This window comes from Nocardia sp. NPDC047038 (assembly GCF_040644075.1).
Lineage (GTDB): Bacteria > Actinomycetota > Actinomycetes > Mycobacteriales > Mycobacteriaceae > Nocardia > Nocardia sichangensis.
The window spans coordinates 1,366,100-1,384,378 of record NZ_JBEYVQ010000001.1 but is presented as its reverse complement, the minus strand read 5'-3'; the positions used below and the strand labels follow the sequence as shown (position 1 = coordinate 1,384,378).

The following is an 18,279-nucleotide window of genomic DNA, read 5'->3' as shown; positions in this document are numbered from 1 at the left end:
TCAGGGGGCCACCAGCGGCCCGTAGGCGTCCGGGCGCCGATCGCGGTAGAAGGCCCAGCGGTCGCGCACCACCTTGATCAGATCCATATCCAGATCACGGACGACCAGCTCGGGGTCGGTATCGGAGGCGACCTCGCCGACGAACTTGCCTTCGGGGTCGACGAAGTAGCTGGTGCCGTAGAAGTCGTCGTCGCCGTACTCCTCGGCGCCGACCCGATTGATGGCACCGATGTAGTACTCGTTGGCTACCGCGGCCGCCGGTTGTTCCAGTCTCCAGAGGTAACCGGACAAGCCGCGCGACGTGGCCGACGGATTGAACACGAGTTCCGCACCGGCGAGGGCCAGCGCGCGCCACCCCTCCGGGAAGTGCCGGTCGTAGCAGATGTACACGCCGACCTTGCCCACCGCCGTGTCGAACACCGGCCAGCCCAGGTTGCCCGGCCGGAAATAGAACTTCTCCCAGAACCCGTGGACGTGCGGAAGGTGGTGTTTGCGGTACTTGCCGAGATAGCTGCCGTCGGCGTCGATCACCGCCGCCGTGTTGTACAGCAGACCCGGCTGTTCCTGCTCGTACACCGGCAGGATCATCACCAGGCGCAATTCTTTCGCCAGTTCCGCGAATCGTTCCGTCGTCGGCCCCGGGACGGATTCGGCGTAGTCGTAGAACTCCGTGTCCTGCCGCTGGCAGAAATACGGGGCGTAGAACAGTTCTTGGAAGCAGATCACCGCGGCTCCGTGCGCGGCGGCGCGGCGCGCGTAGTTCTCGTGCGCCGCGAGCATCGACTCCTTGTCACCGGTCCAGTTCGTTTGGACCAGCGCCGCTCGAACGATTCCCATGCCCCGTTATACGTCACCGGGAACCTGTTCCGTTGTCCGACGAGTGCCGGGAGGCATTTTGTAGCCAATCCGTGGCAACCGCGGTTACGGCGGCATCCCGACCTGCCCGTGCTCGAGTAATCGAGCCGTACTCCCCCACTTGGTCGGGCGAGATGGAATGATTCGCGCTGCATCGTCCGGTGCGCAACCCCGAGTGAAGGAGATTTTCAGCGGTGAGCAGCGAAGTGCAAGCGCGAGAACTCGTCAACGGCCGGCGCACGGGGCGCCGCGGCGTGCCGTGGCGATCGCTGCGGATCCTCGGGGTCCTCGTCGTCGGCGCGGCGCTGGTCGCGTCCGCGACCGGTGTCGTCTCGGCGACCCCGTCGCCTGCTCGGGAGCAGGGCCCGGCCGGCTGTGGCGTACCGACCGCGGGGCAGCCGAACGGTAAGCAGTGGCCCGCCGAACCCGGCATGACCATCGATCCCAACGCGCAATACACGGCGACGCTGATCACCACTTGCGGCACCGTGACCGTCGCCCTGGACGCCGCCCACGCACCGCGCACCGTCAACTCGTTCGCGTTCCTGGCCGGGGAACGGTACTTCGACCACACGAAGTGCCACCGGATCACCACCGACGGCATCTACGTCCTGCAGTGCGGCGACCCCACCGCGACCGGCATGGGCGGGCCCGGCTATCAATTCCCCGACGAGAACCTGGCGGGCGCGACCTACCCGGCGGGCACGATCGCGATGGCGAACGCGGGCCCCGGCACCAACGGCAGCCAGTTCTTCCTGGTCTACCGGGACGCGCCGCTGCCGCCGAACTACACCCCGTTCGGCCGGGTCACCGCGGGCATGGACGTGCTGAACGCCATCGCCGCCGCCGGAGTCAAGGACGGCTCGTCCGACGGCGCACCGGCCGCCGACGTGGTGCTCGATTCCGTCGCCGTCCGCAACTGAATTCCGGACGACCATGGTGGCGGCGACGATCGGACGCCGCCACCATGGTCGTCAGCGGGGCCGGCTCGAACGAATCGGTCAGGACACCGCGGCGCGCCGACGCAGCAGCGCCATCGCCGGTTCGACGAACCGGCTGACGACCGGCCCGAGCACCGCCATCAACAGCACGTAGGTTGTAGCCAGCGCGGCGAATTCGGCGGGGACCGCGCCGGCGGCCACCGCGAGACCCGCGATGACGATCGAGAACTCGCCGTGAGCGACCAGGGCGGTACCCGCGCGCGCCCGGCCCAAGCGGCCCGCACCGGCCCGCTTGGCCGCCCACCATCCGGTGGCGATCTTGCTGGCCGTCGTGACCAGTGCCAGCAGGCACGCCCAGCCCAGCACCGGCGGAATGCTCGTCGGGTCGGTGCTCAGGCCGAACAGCACGAAAAACAGTGCGGCGAACAGGTCGCGCAGCGGTTCCAGGAGCTTGGTGGCGTTGTGCGCGGTGGAGTCCGAGATCGCGATGCCGAGCAGGAACGCGCCGACCGCCGCGGACACTTGCACAGCGGAGGCCGCGCCCGCCACCAGCAGCGCGGAACCCAGCAGCTTCAACAGGAAGATCTCGCGGTCGGCGCTGTCGACGATCGCGGAGACGTAGCGGCCGTAGCGCAGCGCGACGATCAGCACGACCGTGACCGCCGCGAGGGCGATGGCCAGCGTCTTCAGTCCGGCGAGGAAACCGACTCCGGCCAGCACCGCGGTCAGCACCGGCAGGTATCCGGCCATCACCAGGTCCTCGAACACCAGGATGGACAGGATCACCGGCGTTTCCCGGTTACCGAGCCTGCCCAGATCGTTGAGCACCTTCGCGACGATGCCGGAGGACGAGATGTAGGTGACCCCGGCCATCGCGATGGCGCCGGTGAACCCCCAGCCGAGCCCGAGCGCGACGAGCACACCCGGCGTCGCGTTGAGCACGATGTCCACCACGCCCGCGGCCCACGATCGGCGCATGCCCGTGACCAGTTCCGGCGCGCTGTATTCCAGGCCGAGCAGCAACAACAGCAGGACGACGCCGATTTCACTGGCGAGATGGATGAAGTCGTCCACCTGCCGCAACTCGACGAGGCCACCGGTGCCGAACACCAGTCCGCCGATCAAATACAGCGGGATGGGCGACATGCCGATGCGCGCGGCGATCCGCCCGAGCAGGCCGAGGCCGAAGAACACCGCGCCCAGCTGGATCAGCGCGAGCGCGGTCTCGTGTGCGACCATGCGCTCAGCCGTCTAACAGGATCTTGGCGGCGGCCTCGAGGCCCTCCACTGTGCCGACGACGACCAGCACGTCTCCAGCGGTGAAGGTGAAGTCCGGCCCCGGCGAGGGAATCGGCTGGCCGCTGCGGACCACGGCGACGATGGACGCCTTCGTCCGGGTGCGCATCTGAGTTTCGCCCAGCCTGCGTCCGTCGAAGCGGGAGCGGTCCGGGATGGACAGCTGCCGGGTGGTCAGTCCGGTGAACTCGCGGTGTTCCTCGCGCAGTTGTTCGACCAGTTGCGGCGCGCCGAGCAGGCTGGCCAGCACGGCCGCCTCCTTCCCCGACAGCGGTACCTGTTCGGTCTCGTCGGGGTTGTCCGGCTTGCTCACGATGAGGTCCATCGTGCCGTCGCGATGGTCGATCACCCCTATCCGGCGTCGTGTATTGGTCAGCGGAAAATCCTTGCGCACACCTATACCCGGCAGGGGTGTCACCTCAACATTCACGACCCCACCCTATCGACCCACCCGTTACGACCCGTCGACGGGTGACCGAATTGTCCGTATTTCTCGCCGTTTCCGCACGCCACTCCGGCCTTGCGAGTTGGACCCCGGTTCACCGCCCGTGGTAAGAGAAATGACGTGTCCCGTTCATGCCTCCGTCGCCGAGCCGTTGGATTCCGTTTCCGCGACGACCGCGCCGCGCGAGTCCGGTGACGGTCGCCCGAGCGGTGAATCGGTTGCTCCGGCCGGGTGCGGTCGCCACCGCGGCGGCCGTGCCGCGGGCGGGCGCCGGCGGGTACCGGCACGATCTGGACGGGCTGCGCGGCGTGGCGATCGCGCTGGTCGTGGCGTTCCACATCTGGTTCGGCCGGGTGTCGGGCGGCGTCGACGTGTTCTTGGCGCTGTCCGGGTTCTTCTTCACCGGCTCACTGCTGCGCGGCGTGGCGGCCACCGGCACGGTCCGTGTCGCGCACACCGCTCGCCGGCTCGCCCGCCGATTACTGCCCGCCCTGGTCACGCTTCTGGCGGCCGTGGTCGCGGCGACCGTGCTGCTTCGCCCGTTCACCCAGTGGGGCGAGATGGCGGCGCAGACGCTGGCGTCGCTGCTGTACTACCAGAACTGGTATCTGGCGCTGTCCTGGTCGGACTACCTCGCCGCCGATCCGTCGGTGAGCCCGTTGCAGCATCTGTGGTCGATGGCGGTGCAGATGCAGTTCTACCTGCTCGCGCTGATCGTCGTGGCGTCGGTCGCGGGCCTGTGCCTGCGTTTCGCTCGTCCGGGGGCAGTGCGTCCGGCCTTGGCGATCGTGCTCGCCGCGGGCGCGGTGGCCTCGTTCGTCTACGCCGCGCACGGTACCGCGGTACATCAGGGCTGGAACTACTACGACAGTTTCGCCCGCGCCTGGGAGCTCCTCGCCGGGGCGCTGCTGGCGATCGTCGCGCCCTGGCTGTCACCGCCGCGTTCGGTGCGGGTCGCGGTCGCCGTCCTCGGCGCGGTCGCGGTGCTCACGTGCGGTTGGTTGATCGACGGCGCCGATCGGTTTCCCGGTCCCGCCGCGCTGGTGCCAGTCGGGGCCACACTGGCGCTGATCGTCGCGGGCGGCGATCTCGCCGCCGCCGACCAGCCACTACCGAACCGGCTGCTCGGCGCACCGGCCGCGGTGCGCCTCGGCGAACTGTCCTACGCGCTGTATCTGTGGCACTGGCCGATTCTGATCTTCGTCCTGGCGCGGACCGGAGCCGCGACCGCGGGCCTCGGCGTGGGTCTGGGCGTCGTCGGGGCGTCGCTGGTACTCGCCCACCTGACCAACCGGTTCATCGAGCAGCCGCTACGAGTGCGGTCCGGTCGTCCGGCCGGAAAGACGCCCGCCCGCGGACGCCGCACCGGCCGGCTGGTCGCGGCGCTCGGCATCGCGGTACTCGCGGCGGCGCTGGGCGAGCAGGTGGTGATTAAGGCGAATCCGCCGCGAGCGGTGGCCGGGCTGGACTCGGCGCGCTATCCCGGCGCGGAAGCACTGGTCAACGGCGTGAGCGCGCCCGAGGCTCCGATGCGGCCGAGCATGTACGAAGCGCCGGCGGACGCGGCCTACCCCTCGCGCGACGGCTGCATCGCGGACTGGGATACCCGCGAGGTCATCACCTGCACCTATGGCGACGCCGCCGCGGAGCGCACCATCGCGGTGGTGGGCAGCTCGCATGCCGAGCACTGGGTGCCCGCGCTCGACCTGCTCGCCCGCGAGCACTCCTTCCGGGTCGAGGTCTACCTGAAGATGGGCTGCCCGCTGACCGTGGCGGCGGAACCGATGTACAAGGGTGAAGCGAATCCGGACTGCCGCGACTGGTCTGTGGAGGTGATCGACCGCCTGGGCGTCGAACGCCCGGAGTGGGTGTTCACGACAGCGACCCGCCCTCGTGACGGCGCGGGTGACGAGACCCCGGCCGACTATCTGGACGTCTGGACCCGCCTGGCCGACCGCGGACTCAACGTGCTCGCCATCCGTGACACGCCGTGGCTGCGCCGCGACGGCGTGCGGTACCGGGCCATCGATTGCCTCGCCCAGCACGGCGACCGGATCAGCTGCGGGATGCCGCGCGCGGAGGCGCTGAACGCGGTCGATCCGGCGCTGGAGTTCGCCGCCTCGTTCCCCAACGTGTTCCCGCTGGACCTGTCCGACGCGCTGTGCGAACGCGACGTGTGCGCGGTCACCGAGGGCAACGTCCTGATCTACCACGACGAGCATCACCTCACCGCCAGCTATTCGCGGTCGCTGGCACCGGAACTCGGCAGGCAGTTGTCGCCGATCCTCGGCTGGTGGTGAGCCGGAACCGGATCAGTTCAGCCGCAGCATGCCCGGCCAGGCTCGCGACCACGGCACGAGCGGTCGCGCGCAACGCCAGACAGTGACGCCGCGGGTGACCCCCGGGAACCCGAGACGAGCGTCGACTTGCCCGATCGGGGTCACCTCGGCACAGTGCGCGCGCACATCGGCCTCGGTGCCACCCACCCACAGCACCGTCGTCGCCGTGTCCGGCGGGGTGCCGAAGTAGCCGAACCCGCGATTCGGACTGAAGACGGCGGGCAGGCCATGCGTCGCGCGCGCGAGGTCCAAGGCGCTTGCCTGCCAATAGGAATCGGCGATCACCACGGCCGAAGCCCGATCCGGCTCCGGCAGCGCCGCGTAGGCCGCCGCGGTCCCGGCCGCGAGTTCGGACCAGCCGAACCGACCGTAGACCGCGATCTCCAGCCCCGCCTGGGCTTGGGTGTCGACCGGGTCGATGTCGGATTCCGGGCGTAGGGGCAGCGAGAAAATCACCAGCGCAACGGATATCGCGGCCACCGCAACGGTGAGGATCACACGCGATCGCCGCCGGTTCTCCATCCACCGCACCGCACCGACCGCGATCAGCGCTCCGTAGCAACCCGCCGCATAGTACGGTCGTCCACCGGTCGCGATGAAGACCACGATCAGCACCAACGGCAGGACACCGAGAAAACGGTACGGCCGCAAGCTTTCGGCACGGAACAGGGTCCACACCCCGTACACCAGCAGCAATCCACCGATCAATCCGGCGGAGGCGAGCGCGAGCGGCAGCCAGATGTAGCGCCCGCCGATCGTGGCCTGCTCCGCGGCGACCACACCACCCAGACGCAGCTGCGGCCACCCGTGCGCCGCCTGCCACACCAGGCTGGGTACCGAGGTGAGGATGACGATCGCGGCGCCGCACCACAGGGCGGGGCGGCGCAGCAGCTCACGCGGTCCGTAGATCGCCACCCCGATCACCAGTGCGAGCCAGAAGAAGGGAATCAGCCACTTGACCTGCATATCCACCGCGGTGAACAGCGCCGAGGCCAGCAGCAAACCGTCGTGGCGGGTGCGGACCCAGCGGATCACCAGCCAGCTCACCACCACCCACAACGCCGTGTCGATCGTATTGGTGGCCAGCTGATCACCCTGCACCAGCAGGAACGGCGAGGTGGCATACGCGGCCGCGGCCAGCACCTGCGCCGGGCGACCGCCCCCGAACTCCCTGGCGATCTGGGCGGTCACCACCACCGCGGCCACGGTGACGAGCACGGCCGGAAGACGCAGTGCCATCAGCGAATCCGGGGCGAGCAGATCCGTAATCCGCGCGATCGCCGGTAGCAGCGGCCCCTGATCGGCGTAGCCGACCGCGAGCCTGCGGCCTGCCGCGACGAAATACAGCTCGTCGCCGAAGAATCCGTACCGCCCGATGGAAACCAGAAGCGCCACCGCACCCAGCGCCGCCACCGCGCCGACTCCGCCGAAGGCGAACGAGGGCAACGGTGTCGTGGCATCGTCCCGGCGCCGCGGGGTGTCCAGTACCTCAGTCATCCTTACCCGCTTTCCGGGTCGCCGTGTCGAACAACCGGCACACGTGTGCCGCGTACGCGTCCATCGCGAAGTCCTGTTCCCGGACCGCCCGTCCGGCGGCGCCATCGATGGCGTCGCGGATGGACTTGGCCATCAAGAGCGGATCGAACTCGCCGAACTCGCCGGTGCGCTGCCCTTCGGTGAGGATGTCGACCAGCGGCGCGATGATGTCGCGTTCACCGTCGGCGGAGGCGAACTTCGGGTTGCCGTCCGCGTCCCGCAGATTCGTCACCACCTCGACCAGCGCCGCCACATACGTGGTATTCGCATCGATGAAACCGAGGTTCGATTCGAGGTAGGCCAGCAGGCTCGCGCGCGGTCCGGCCGCCGCGCCGACCCGTGGCGCGATGTACTCCGCGGCCGAGACGTAGAGCTGGACCACCAGCTGCGTCATCAGATCGTCCTTGCCCTCGAAGTGGTAGGAGATGACGCCCTTGGAGATGCCCGCGTGCTCGGCGATCCGCGCCAGCGAAGCATTCGCGTACCCGACCTCGGAGATCACCTCCACCGCGGAGGCGATGATCTGCCGCCGTCGCGCCTCTTCGATAAAAGACCGCCGTTGGCCACTCGTACTGTTTTCTGGCCGCATGGTCAAATTTTAGCACGAGCGGACTGTAGGCCTGCTGGTGAGCGACGAGCCGAATGGAGCGCCGTCGAGAGTCATCCGGATACGAGTGATGTGCGGCCGTCGCCGTGCACCGTCACCTGCGCTCTGGACAGCGAAAGGGCCGCGTCTCCGGGGAGACGCGGCCCATCGTGGTCGGCGGAACCTTTACAGGTACTGACCGGTGTTCGACTCGGTGTCGATGGCGCGGCTGGCACTGGCGTTCTTGCCGGTGACCAGCGTGCGGATGTAGACGATCCGCTCGCCCTTCTTACCCGAGATGCGTGCCCAGTCGTCCGGATTCGTGGTGTTGGGCAGGTCCTCGTTCTCGGAGAACTCGTCCACGATCGAATCGTAGAGATGCTGGATGCGCAGACCCGGGTTGCCCGTGTCGAGCACCGCCTTGATGGCGTACTTCTTGGAGCGGTCCACGATGTTCTGGATCATGGCGCCGGAGTTGAAGTCCTTGAAGTACAGGACCTCCTTGTCACCGTTGGCGTAGGTGACCTCCAGGAAGCGGTTGTCCTCGCTCTCGGCGTACATCCGGTCGACGACGCGTTCGATCATGGCGTTGATGCACAAGAGCTTGTCGCCGCCGAACTCGGCCAGGTCGTCGTCGTGCAGCGGCAACTCCTTGGTGAGGTACTTCGAGAAGATGTCCTGCGCCGACTCCGCGTCCGGACGCTCGATCTTGATCTTCACGTCCAGGCGGCCCGGCCGCAGGATCGCGGGATCGATCATGTCCTCGCGGTTGGAGGCGCCGATCACGATGACGTTCTCCAGGCCCTCGACACCATCGATCTCCGACAGCAGCTGCGGCACCACCGTGGTCTCGACGTCGGAGGAGACGCCGGAGCCGCGGGTGCGGAAGATGGAATCCATCTCGTCGAAGAACACGATCACCGGCGTGCCTTCGGACGCCTTCTCGCGGGCCCGCTGGAAGATGATCCGGATGTGACGCTCGGTCTCACCCACGAACTTGTTGAGCAGCTCGGGGCCCTTGATGTTCAGGAAGAACGACTTGGCTTCCTTGGCATCCTCACCGCGCGCCTCGGCGATCTTCTTGGCCAGCGAGTTGGCCACCGCCTTGGCGATGAGCGTCTTACCGCAGCCGGGGGGACCGTAGAGCAGCACACCCTTCGGCGGACGCAGCGCGTACTCGCGGAAGAGGTCCTTGTGCAGGAACGGCAGCTCCACCGCGTCGCGGATCTGCTCGATCTGCCTGCCGAGACCGCCGATGTCGCTGTAGTCGACGTCGGGCACCTCTTCCAGCACGAGGTCCTCGACCTCGGCCTTGGGGATGCGCTCGAAGGCGAAACCGGCCTTCGTGTCGACCAGCAGCGAGTCGCCCGGCCGCAGCTTGCGGATGGGGGAATCGGGATCGTCGAGGTCGTCCATCTCGGCGACCTTCGCCAGCGGGCCTGCCAGCCACACCACACGCTCCTCGTCGGCATGGCCGACGACCAGGGCGCGACGACCGTCGTCGAGGATCTCCCGGAGGGTGCCGATCTCGCCGACCGCGTCGTAGTGCCCGGCCTCGACGACCGTGAGCGCCTCGTTGAGGCGAACGGTCTGACCGTATTCGAGCGTCGAGGTCTCGATGTTCGGTGAACACGTCAACCGCATCTTGCGACCCGAAGTGAACACGTCGACCGTCTGATCGTCGTACACACCGATCAGAATGCCGTATCCGCTCGGCGGCTGACCCAGCCGATCGACCTCCTCACGCAGCGCGACCAGCTGCTGGCGCGCTTCCTTGAGGGTGTCCATCAGCTTCGTGTTGCGAATGGTCAGCGAATCGATGCGGGCTTCCAATTCCCGTGTGCGATCCGGCGAATCGGCGAGTTGCCTTCGGAGTGCAGCCGCCTCGGCGCGCACTGCCTCGAGCTCTCTCCAGGCCGCCGAATCCGAATTCTCGATGGGGCTCATGTGCTGCTCCTCCCAGTCCCGGTCTATCAACGCTACCGGGCGCGACCCGTTCTCGCTTTCCGACATGGTTTCGTGGTGATCACATCTGGGCCGCGATCGGCGGCCGGATCACCATGTTAGCCTGCCCTAACCCGACCCTGGCGAGCCTCCTCGCCGCTCGAGCCGAAAGGTTGCCGACCATGCTCCTTCCCGCGAGAACCCTGCGTTTTTCCCTCGTCACCGCCGCGGCGGCGCTGGCCATCTCCGGCGCGGTGGCGGCGTGCGGCTCCGACGACGACTCCACCGGCGCGGCGACCTCGGCCGCCACCAGCACCGCCGCGTCGGGTACCCACGATCACTCCGCCCATGCGACCGGTGCGCCGACCGCCGATACCTTGCAGGCTGTGCTGGTAAAGCTCACCGATCCGACTGTACCCACCCCCGAGAAGGCCGAGCTGATCGTCAACGGTGAAAAGCGCACAGCGAACATCGACCAGATGAACAAGGGCCTGCAGGGCTACGCGCTCACCTTCGCCGTCGCCGACATCACCACCCAGGGCAACACCGCGAACGCGCAGGTGACCATCACCTCCCCGCATGGCGCCGCCCCCGCCGTGCCGCTGAGCTGGGAAAACGTCGACGGCACCTGGAAGCTGTCGGACGCGAGCGGCTGTCTGCTGCTCGGCTTCGCGCAGGCGCCCTGCGTCCCGGCCTGAGTCGGCCACCACCTCGCCCGCCCGGCCGCGCTCAGCCCTTCGAGGGCCTGCGCTGCGGCTTGGGCGTGACGGTGCCCTCGGCGAGCCTGCGGGCGCTGACCAGGAAGGCGGTGTGACCCTGCATGCGGTGCTCGGGCCGCACGGCGAGGCCGACCACATGCCACGGTCGCACCAGCGACTCCCAGGAGCGTGGCTCGGTCCAGCACTCCTGCTCGCGCAGCGCTTCGACCACTTTCGACAGCTGGGTGACGGTGGCCACATAGACGATCAGCACGCCGCCCGGCACGAGCGCCTTGGACACCGCCGGTAGCGCATCCCACGGCGCGAGCATGTCCAGGACCGCGCGATCCACCGGCTCCCCGGTGTAGTCGGCCACGTCACCCACGGTCAGCGACCAGTTCGCCGGCCGCTCGCCGAAGAACGTCTCGACGTTGCGGATCGCGTGCTCTGCGTGGTCGGCGCGGATCTCGTAGGACACCACCTGCCCCTGCGGCCCCACCGCCCGCAGCAGCGAGCAGGTCAGCGCACCGGACCCCGCGCCGGCTTCCAGCACACGCGCGCCGGGGAACATGTCGCCCTCGTGCACGATCTGCGCGGCGTCCTTCGGGTAGATCACCGCGGCGCCGCGCGGCATGGACAGCACGTAGTCGATCAGCAGCGGACGTAGTGCGAGGTAGGGCGTGCCGTTGGTGGAATGCACCACGCTGCCCTCGTCGGCGCCGATGAGGCTGTCGTGCTTGATCCCGCCGCGATGGGTGTGGAATTCCTTGCCCGGCTCCAAGACCACCGTGTACAGGCGTCCTTTGGCATCGGTCAGCTGCACCCGGTCACCGATGGTGAATGGCCCGGTCCGTCTGGCCGTCATGAATCTCCGTTCCACTTGTCGGAATCGTGCTGTGACGCACCGGCGTGTCGGTGCCGCCGGATAGCCTGCCAGGTATGTGCTCGCCCGTGTCCACGCCCCCTGCCGACGACGCGCGGACCGCCCGGCCCGATCCGACGGCCACCCGCGCCCGGCCCGCGCTCTCACCTTCCCGGGCAATGGATTTCAAGCAGTGTCCGCTGAAATACCGCTTCCGCGCGATCGATCGGATACCGGAGCGACCCTCGGTGCACGCGGTGCGCGGCACGGTGGTGCACGCGGTGCTGGAGGACCTCTACGGGCTGCCCGCGGCCGAGCGGGTGCCCGAGCGCGCCGAGGCCCTGGTGCCGACGGCGTGGGCGCGGGTGCACGCCCAACAGCCGGAGGTGGCGGAACTGGTCGCCGCGGGGCAACTCGACGCGTTCCTCGACGAGGTGCGCGCGCTGGTGCGCCGCTACTACCGGCTGGAGGATCCGACCCGGTTCGATCCGGAGTCACGCGAAGCGCGGGTGGAGGTGGAACTGGCCGACGGCGCGCCGCTGCGCGGGTTCGTCGACCGGATCGACCTCGCGCCCAGCGGCGCCCTGCGCGTCGTGGACTACAAGACCGGCCGTGCGCCGGGGCCGACGCAAGAGACCAAAGCGCTGTTCCAGTTGAAGTTCTACGCGCTGGTCGTACTGCGCACCCGCGGCCTGGTGCCCGCCCAGCTGCGGCTGATCTACCTCGCCGACGAGCAGATCCTCACCTACGCCCCCGAGGAGCAGGAGTTGCTGCGCTTCGAGCGCACACTCTCGGCACTGTGGGCGGCCATTCTCGAGGCGGGCCGCACCGGGGACTTCCAGCCGAACACCAGCTGGCTGTGCTCGTACTGCGACTACAAGCCTTTGTGCCCGGCATTCGGCGGCACGCCGCCGCCCTACCCTGGCTGGCCGAGCGGCGGCGTCACCGAATCCCCGGACGAGACCTTGGCCGAAGCCGTCTCGGACTGACGAGCTAGTGGCCCAGCGCGGCCACCAGGAAGTCCAATGACGTCCCGCGCTCGCCGAGCAGGAAAACCGCTCCGATCAGGACCACGACCAGTACCGCGTCGCCCGCGACGATGAACAGGTTTCGTATCCGCGTCCACGCCGTGCCGCGCGCGGGGACACCGTCGGCCGCCGGGGTGGTCGCTCGTCGGCCCGGCTCCGCCGCGGCCTTCTCGTCGTTGATCCTGTCCGACACGCCCGACAGTCTTCCCGATGAGGCCGGTGGTTTCGAGCCGACCCGCGTATTCGGCCGGTGAACATTTCCCGAACGGCGGGCCGCCCGGCCCCGATGTCCAGGACCGGGCGACACCGCGTGCCCGAGTTTCGGCTGCGTATCCATGGGGCCGACGCTCAGGCGGTGAAATTGTGGAACAGCAGCACCGAGAGTCCGAGACCCACCGCGAGATTCACGACCGCCGCGGACCCGAACACCACGACCGGCCGCCAGCCCGCTTCCCGCAGTCCGCGCAGCGAGAACTCCAAGCCGATGGAGACGAACGCGAAGATCAGGAACCAGGTGCGCAGATCGTTGATGATCGCGATGTGCGCCGCACCGGACTTCTTGTCCACCGCCTGCAGGTACAGCGTGCCGATGACCGAGGCGGCGATGAAGCCGAGCACGAACTTCGGGAACCGCTCCCAGAACTGGCGCGGCGAGGGCCGCACCGCACCGGGCGCCCGCTCGACGCGCAGCGTGAAGTACGCGGTCAGCGCGATGGCGACCACACCGATCAGCGCGTTCTGCGTGGTCTTGACGATGGTGGCGATCTGCAGCGCCTTCTCCCCCGCGATCGCGCCGGAGGCCGCGACCGCCGCCGTGGTGTCGATATTGCCGCCGATCCAGGCGCCCGCGACCGCGTCCGACAAGCCGAGCACCTCCGCCAGCCAGGGCAGCAGGAAGATCGAGGGCAACGCGAAGACGATTACCAGCGAGGCCGCGTAGGCGATCTGCTCGCGCCGCGCCTGCACCGCGCCCGCCGCGGCGATGGCCGCGCTGACACCGCAGATCGACACCGCCGAGGACAGCAGCGCGCGCAGCTTGTCGTCCAGCCCGAGGCGTCCGCCCAGCCACCAGGTGAAGCCGAACACGGCCGTGATCAGCAGCAGCGCTTGCAGGATCGACGGACCCGCCGCGGTGACCAGGACCTTCAGGTTGATCGAAGCGCCGAGCAGCACCACGCCGGTCTTGATGAAGAATTCGGTGCGGAATCCCGCCGAAAGCCGGTCGCGCAGTGCGAGTTTGCTCAGCACGACATTGCCGAGCAGACCAAGGGCGATGGCGTACACCGGGTATTCGACGGACTTGGCGACGCGCTGGAACGGAGTGCCCACTGCCCACTGCGGGACGTGTGTCTCGAAGTAGCGGGTGAGGGCGCCGAGCACGATCACGACCGCGATACCGGCCGCGATGGTCCCGGCGGTCGGCCGGGACGTCGCCTGCACCGCTTCCGTCTCGGATGACGGGATTCCGCCGGGTGCGGCCACGCCGGAATCCTTGTCCGCCAAAGCCTTCGATTCCTTCGCCGATTCGGCGCCGGTCTCGGCCATCACGGCACCAGCCAATCCGGAATCGCGCCGAGCAGGACCAGCGCGATCAGGATCAGCCCGGCGATCGCCGCCAGCCAGTCCTCGTTCCAGGTGAATGTGCTGCCCGACTGCTCCTCGGGTGGTGACTGTGACACGGGGGCTCCTTGCGTTTCCTCATCGAGAGGCCGCACGGTAGCAACCCCCGGTCACAGGGCACACCGATTGCGCTCAGCCTGAACGAATCAGGCGTATCGGACGAATCCGGCGTTCAGAATGCGCGGCAGGAGCGGATGTCCGTGGCCAGGATGGCTTTCGCGCCCAGATCGGCCAGCTTGTCCATCAACTCGTTGCTCTGCTTGCGCGGCACCAGTGCGCGCACCGCGACCCAGCCGGTGTCGGCCAGCGGCGCCACGGTCGGCGATTCCAACCCGGGGGTGATGACGAACGCCTCGTCGAGCAAATTCTTCGGGCAGTCGTAGTCCAGCATGACGTACTGCTGGGCGAAGACCACGCCCTGGATCCGGGCGACGAGCTGATTCCGTGCCCGGTCGCCGCGATCGGCGTCCTTGCGCTCGACCAGCACACCCTCGGAGTCGCACAGCGATTCACCGAACGCGACGAGGTTGTGCTGGCGCAGCGTGCGCCCGGAGCCGACGACGTCGGCGATGGCGTCGGCGACGCCGAGCTGGATGGAGATCTCCACCGCGCCGTCGAGGCGGATCACCTCGGCCTCGATGCCGCGGCCGCGCAGATCGTCGAGTACCAGGTTCGGGTAGGAAGTGGCGATGCGCTTGTCGGCGAGGTCCTCGACCTTCCACTCCCGTCCGGCCGGGGCGGCGTAACGGAAGGTGGAGCGGCCGAAGCCGAGGGCGAGCCGTTCCTGCACCGGTGCGCCGGAATCGAGGGCGAGATCACGACCGGTGATGCCGAGATCCAGCTCCCCGGAACCGACGTAGATCGCGATGTCCTTGGGCCGCAGAAAGAAGAACTCGACCTGGTTGGCCGGGTCGAGCACGGTCAGATCGCGGGAATCCGTGCGCTTGCGGTAGCCCGCCTCGGCGAGGATCGAGACGGCGGATTCGGAGAGGGCGCCTTTGTTGGGGACTGCGACGCGCAGCATGGAGGGAGTCCTTTCGGGAGGAGAAACGGGGTGTCGGACGGCCGTCATCACAGATGTCGGTACACGTCTTCGAGCTTCAGCCCGCGACCCACCATCAGCACCTGCACCCAATACAGCAGCTGGGAGATCTCCTCGGCGAGCGACTCGTCGCTCTCGTGTTCGGCGGCCAGCCACACTTCACCGGCCTCCTCGAGCACCTTCTTACCCTGGGTATGCACGCCTGCGTCCAGCGCGGCAACGGTTCCGGACCCCTCGGGGCGGTTGACCGCACGATCCTGCAGTTCGGCGAACAGGGATTCGAAGTTCTTCACGATGAGCCATTGTTTCAGACCCGGATGCGGGTCTGTTGCTCCGGCCCACGATGGCCGGTAACGGCGACCGCCCGGTTCCTCCACCCCTGACCGGGTGCGGAGGAACCGGGCGGAAAGCGGCTAGTTCCCGGCGAGCAGCGCCTGCAGGTCGGCGACCGCCGTGCGGAGGTGGTCGGCGAACGCGTGCATCTGGTCGGCGACCGGTTTCGGAGTGGCCAGGTAGAGATTCCAGCGGTCCGGCAGCAGGACATAGGCGATGCCGATGCAGCGGGGACTGGTGGAGCCGAAACCGAAGTAGCGGATGTTGACCGACGGCGCCGAGCTGGTGCTCAGGTAGTCGTCGCGCATGATCGTCCAGCCGGGGCTGTCGTAGAGCGGGATCGGGTCGGTGACGCCCAGTTCCGCGCCGCGGCGGCGCTGGATCCACTGCAGCTCCCACAGGTGCTGCTCGGGCGCGTCCCCGGCCTGGCACTGCTTGGCCCGCTCCACGTGCGCGGACGCGGCCGTCCGCGCCGCGGCGAGCTTCGCCTCGGCGCTCGCGTCCTGGTCCTGCATCGCGTCCACGAAGGCGATCATCTCCGGGGTGATCACCCGCATGGCCTCGGTGCGGCCGTTGCGGTACTGCCTGGTCGCGATGGACTCGTAGGTCGCGCCGGTGAGCCCCTTGCTGCGCCGATGGGCCAGCTGGTAGCTCAACTGCGCGAACGCGTCCGGCGAGATGCCGAGCTGCTTGGCCCTGGCGGTGCCGAAGTCCGGGAACGACACCGTCTGGGTGGCGTTCGCCGCGGCGTACTGGGCGAAGGCGGCGGCCGCCGCGGCGATATCGCCGCGCTGCGCCTCGTCGAGCACGAACTCGACCGGCTCCACCGCGGGCAGTCCCTGCGCCTGTGCGCCGGCGTGGGCGGCGTGTTCCGGCACCGAGGTTTCCAGCAGGGTGTCCACGAACGACAGGATGGTGGTGCCGTCGAGTCCGCAGTGCTCGACATTGATGCCCGCCTGTCCGTCGGCGAAGACGACGAAGGACACCGATTTGTCGAACCACCGGTTCGCGCTGTCACCGTGCAGCAACTCGTCGCAGGCGTGCAGTTCGTCGCGCGGGGCGAAGTCCTCGAGGCAGACGGCGAACAGCGCGGTCTCGATGGTGTCCAGCGCCGCGGCGTTCGCAGGCTCGGCCAGCAGCCGCTGCCTGCTCTGGGCCCATTCCGCGCGGGCCTTGGTGGTGAGGTGCCCGACGGCGGTGTCGGTGCGGGCCGGGCGGGCGCCCGCCTTCAGCACCGCGCGCAGCCCGTCGGCGAGATCCTCCGGCGAGTACGGCGCTCCGTCCGGGCCGACCACGTCCATCCGGAACGTGCTGCCGTGGAAGAACACCACGATGTGCCGGGCCTGCGAGTGACCCGGCCATTCCGCGCTGTAGGGGACCCGGACCGTGTCCTGCTCCACGCCGGGAATCCTGGTCTCGGAGAACAGGTATTTGTTCTGCCACATGGACAGCTGCTGCCCGCGCTGGGTCACCGGCGGGATGGCCTCCCGGTCGAGGGCCAGCTTGTAGGCGACGGCGGCGGAGATGATGCCCGCCGCCCGGTCCACCTGAGTCGCGGCGGTGGAGGCGGCCAGTGGGGTGTCGTCCCGGAACAGGAAGAAGAAGTTCGCGTTCAGGGCGATCCGGTCCCGCCTGCCCAGGTATCGCGACGGCCAGAACAGGTCGAGCCAGCTGCCGACGCCGGGCGTCGCGTCGTACTCCGCGAGCGCCGCGTGCAGCGTGCGCCCCGGACCGTCGGGTCGCAACAGGTCGTCGACCGCGGCCCGGGTGGCGGCGATCTCGTCGGCGGTCAGCAGCGGCTCGCACCACTGCAGGAACCGGCCACAGCTGTCCTCCAGCGTCGGCAGGGGCACCCGGGGAAGGTGGTCGTCGGCGGCGAAGGTGCGTTCGGTCAATGCGAGTCCTCGGTGTCGGCGTGATGTTTCGGCAGCGGCCTCGACACGTACAGGTTGGCATACAGCCAGCCCTGGTCTTCCCGGCCGGTCGTGTCGATCCCGTTGGCGGACAGGGTGTTCAGCACTTGCGCCTGTTCGGCCGTGGAGGCGAACCTGCGTTGCTCGTACAACCCCGGCGCGTGCTCGGTCCGGTAGCCGAGCGCGGCGAGTTCCGCCTCGATCGGTGCGAAGTCGAACATGCGCAGTACGAAGTGTGCCATCCACGGCCGCCTGCGCGGGTGCGCGGTGGCCACTCGGGTCAAGGTTTTCTCGGTGATGTACCCGACGCAGCCGGTGGAGACGACCAGATCGGCGGTCGCGAGCAGGGCGCGCTGCTCGTCGGTCGGCTCGCCGGACTCGAGGTCGGCGTGCACGACGTCGTGCAGGAGCCCGGCCTCCCGCGCGTACTCCAGGGCTGGGCGGGCGGCGTCCATACCGAGGAAACGGACGTCCTCCACCGCGGCCCGCCCCGCGACGCGGTCTCGGTCGCGCCGGATCAGACCGGCCCGATCGGTGTCGGCGGCGGCGTAATGCTCGGCCAGCTCGCCGATCGTGGTGTCGAGGCGCAGCAGCGCGGCGTTCACACCGTAGGAGCAGCCGAGGTCGAGCACGGTCGGCACGGCGACCCGGGCGGACGCGCGGTATTCCCGAATCTGTTGCTGGAAGAACGGTTTCGCCAGTTCCGGAATGCGGTAGTCCAATTCGGACATGCGCGCGTAGTAGGCGCGCGGATCGGGGCGGACGTAGATATCGTCGAAAGACGCTTTCCCGGTGGTGTCTAACGGCACTGGCACTGTCGGTCCTCTCGGGTCGAGCTCGG

The 18,279-nt window shown here is 68.6% G+C and carries 18 protein-coding genes; 4 read left to right on the top strand and 14 right to left on the bottom strand.

Going from position 1 to position 18,279, the window contains the following annotated elements; translation table 11 throughout:
• Positions 1–837, bottom strand: a complete 837-nt coding sequence (locus tag ABZ824_RS06630; RefSeq protein ID WP_355077532.1) for a nitrilase-related carbon-nitrogen hydrolase — start codon at positions 835–837, stop codon at positions 1–3.
• 212 nt (positions 838–1,049) lie between these two features.
• Between ABZ824_RS06630 and ABZ824_RS06625 the strand changes: the two genes are divergently transcribed.
• Complete coding sequence (locus tag ABZ824_RS06625; RefSeq protein ID WP_355077530.1) at positions 1,050–1,778, top strand: peptidylprolyl isomerase; 729 nt, start codon at positions 1,050–1,052, stop codon at positions 1,776–1,778.
• 78 nt (positions 1,779–1,856) lie between these two features.
• Here ABZ824_RS06625 and ABZ824_RS06620 read toward each other — a convergent pair whose 3' ends face one another.
• Positions 1,857–3,035: a cation:proton antiporter gene (locus ABZ824_RS06620; RefSeq protein WP_356962043.1), complete on the bottom strand. Its 1,179-nt coding sequence runs from the start codon at positions 3,033–3,035 to the stop codon at positions 1,857–1,859.
• 4 nt (positions 3,036–3,039) lie between these two features.
• Complete coding sequence (locus ABZ824_RS06615; RefSeq protein WP_355077526.1) at positions 3,040–3,522, bottom strand: TrkA C-terminal domain-containing protein; 483 nt, start codon at positions 3,520–3,522, stop codon at positions 3,040–3,042.
• Between the two features lie 233 nt (positions 3,523–3,755).
• Here ABZ824_RS06615 and ABZ824_RS06610 point away from each other — a divergent pair, with 233 nt between their 5' ends.
• Positions 3,756–5,837 carry an acyltransferase family protein gene (locus tag ABZ824_RS06610; RefSeq protein WP_356962480.1) on the top strand — a complete coding sequence of 694 codons (2,082 nt, stop codon included), beginning with the start codon at positions 3,756–3,758 and terminating at the stop codon, positions 5,835–5,837.
• A gap of 12 nt (positions 5,838–5,849) precedes the next feature.
• On the opposite strand, the gene ABZ824_RS06605 is transcribed toward ABZ824_RS06610, so the two are convergent.
• The 3 genes from ABZ824_RS06605 to arc form a co-directional block, all read right to left on the bottom strand.
• Complete coding sequence (locus tag ABZ824_RS06605) at positions 5,850–7,373, bottom strand: glycosyltransferase family 39 protein (protein ID WP_356962041.1); 1,524 nt, start codon at positions 7,371–7,373, stop codon at positions 5,850–5,852.
• A complete protein-coding gene (locus ABZ824_RS06600; RefSeq protein WP_356962040.1) occupies positions 7,366–8,001 on the bottom strand; it encodes a TetR/AcrR family transcriptional regulator in 636 nt (211 codons plus the stop codon). The genes ABZ824_RS06605 and ABZ824_RS06600 overlap by 8 nt, the downstream gene beginning before the upstream one ends.
• A gap of 183 nt (positions 8,002–8,184) precedes the next feature.
• Positions 8,185–9,945: a proteasome ATPase gene (gene arc / locus ABZ824_RS06595; RefSeq protein ID WP_355077520.1), complete on the bottom strand. Its 1,761-nt coding sequence runs from the start codon at positions 9,943–9,945 to the stop codon at positions 8,185–8,187.
• Positions 9,946–10,124: 179 nt separating this feature from the next.
• Here arc and ABZ824_RS06590 point away from each other — a divergent pair, with 179 nt between their 5' ends.
• Positions 10,125–10,640 (top strand): hypothetical protein, encoded by a 516-nt coding sequence (locus tag ABZ824_RS06590; RefSeq protein ID WP_356962038.1) that lies wholly within the window; start codon positions 10,125–10,127, stop codon positions 10,638–10,640.
• A 31-nt stretch (positions 10,641–10,671) separates the two neighbouring features.
• Here ABZ824_RS06590 and ABZ824_RS06585 read toward each other — a convergent pair whose 3' ends face one another.
• Positions 10,672–11,505 carry a tRNA (adenine-N1)-methyltransferase gene (locus tag ABZ824_RS06585; RefSeq protein ID WP_355077516.1) on the bottom strand — a complete coding sequence of 278 codons (834 nt, stop codon included), beginning with the start codon at positions 11,503–11,505 and terminating at the stop codon, positions 10,672–10,674.
• A 74-nt stretch (positions 11,506–11,579) separates the two neighbouring features.
• Between ABZ824_RS06585 and ABZ824_RS06580 the strand changes: the two genes are divergently transcribed.
• Positions 11,580–12,491 (top strand): RecB family exonuclease, encoded by a 912-nt coding sequence (locus tag ABZ824_RS06580; protein ID WP_356962036.1) that lies wholly within the window; start codon positions 11,580–11,582, stop codon positions 12,489–12,491.
• Between the two features lie 4 nt (positions 12,492–12,495).
• On the opposite strand, the gene ABZ824_RS06575 is transcribed toward ABZ824_RS06580, so the two are convergent.
• The 7 genes from ABZ824_RS06575 to ABZ824_RS06545 form a co-directional block, all read right to left on the bottom strand.
• Positions 12,496–12,723, bottom strand: coding sequence for a hypothetical protein (locus tag ABZ824_RS06575; RefSeq protein WP_356962035.1), 228 nt, complete (start codon positions 12,721–12,723; stop codon positions 12,496–12,498).
• Positions 12,724–12,878: 155 nt separating this feature from the next.
• A complete protein-coding gene (locus ABZ824_RS06570; protein ID WP_355077512.1) occupies positions 12,879–14,075 on the bottom strand; it encodes a putative sulfate exporter family transporter in 1,197 nt (398 codons plus the stop codon).
• Complete coding sequence (locus tag ABZ824_RS06565) at positions 14,075–14,209, bottom strand: hypothetical protein (RefSeq protein WP_355077510.1); 135 nt, start codon at positions 14,207–14,209, stop codon at positions 14,075–14,077. Before ABZ824_RS06565 ends, ABZ824_RS06570 begins: the two co-directional genes overlap by 1 nt.
• 113 nt (positions 14,210–14,322) lie before the next feature.
• Positions 14,323–15,174 carry an ATP phosphoribosyltransferase gene (hisG, locus tag ABZ824_RS06560; RefSeq protein ID WP_356962033.1) on the bottom strand — a complete coding sequence of 284 codons (852 nt, stop codon included), beginning with the start codon at positions 15,172–15,174 and terminating at the stop codon, positions 14,323–14,325.
• A gap of 47 nt (positions 15,175–15,221) precedes the next feature.
• Entirely contained in the window at positions 15,222–15,485 is a 264-nt protein-coding gene (locus tag ABZ824_RS06555) for a phosphoribosyl-ATP diphosphatase (RefSeq protein ID WP_039798430.1), read from the bottom strand.
• A 120-nt stretch (positions 15,486–15,605) separates the two neighbouring features.
• Positions 15,606–17,420 (bottom strand): choline/carnitine O-acyltransferase, encoded by a 1,815-nt coding sequence (locus ABZ824_RS06550; RefSeq protein ID WP_356962032.1) that lies wholly within the window; start codon positions 17,418–17,420, stop codon positions 15,606–15,608.
• Positions 17,417–18,253: a class I SAM-dependent methyltransferase gene (locus ABZ824_RS06545; protein ID WP_356962031.1), complete on the bottom strand. Its 837-nt coding sequence runs from the start codon at positions 18,251–18,253 to the stop codon at positions 17,417–17,419. Before ABZ824_RS06545 ends, ABZ824_RS06550 begins: the two co-directional genes overlap by 4 nt.
• Between the last annotated feature and the right edge of the window lie 26 nt (positions 18,254–18,279).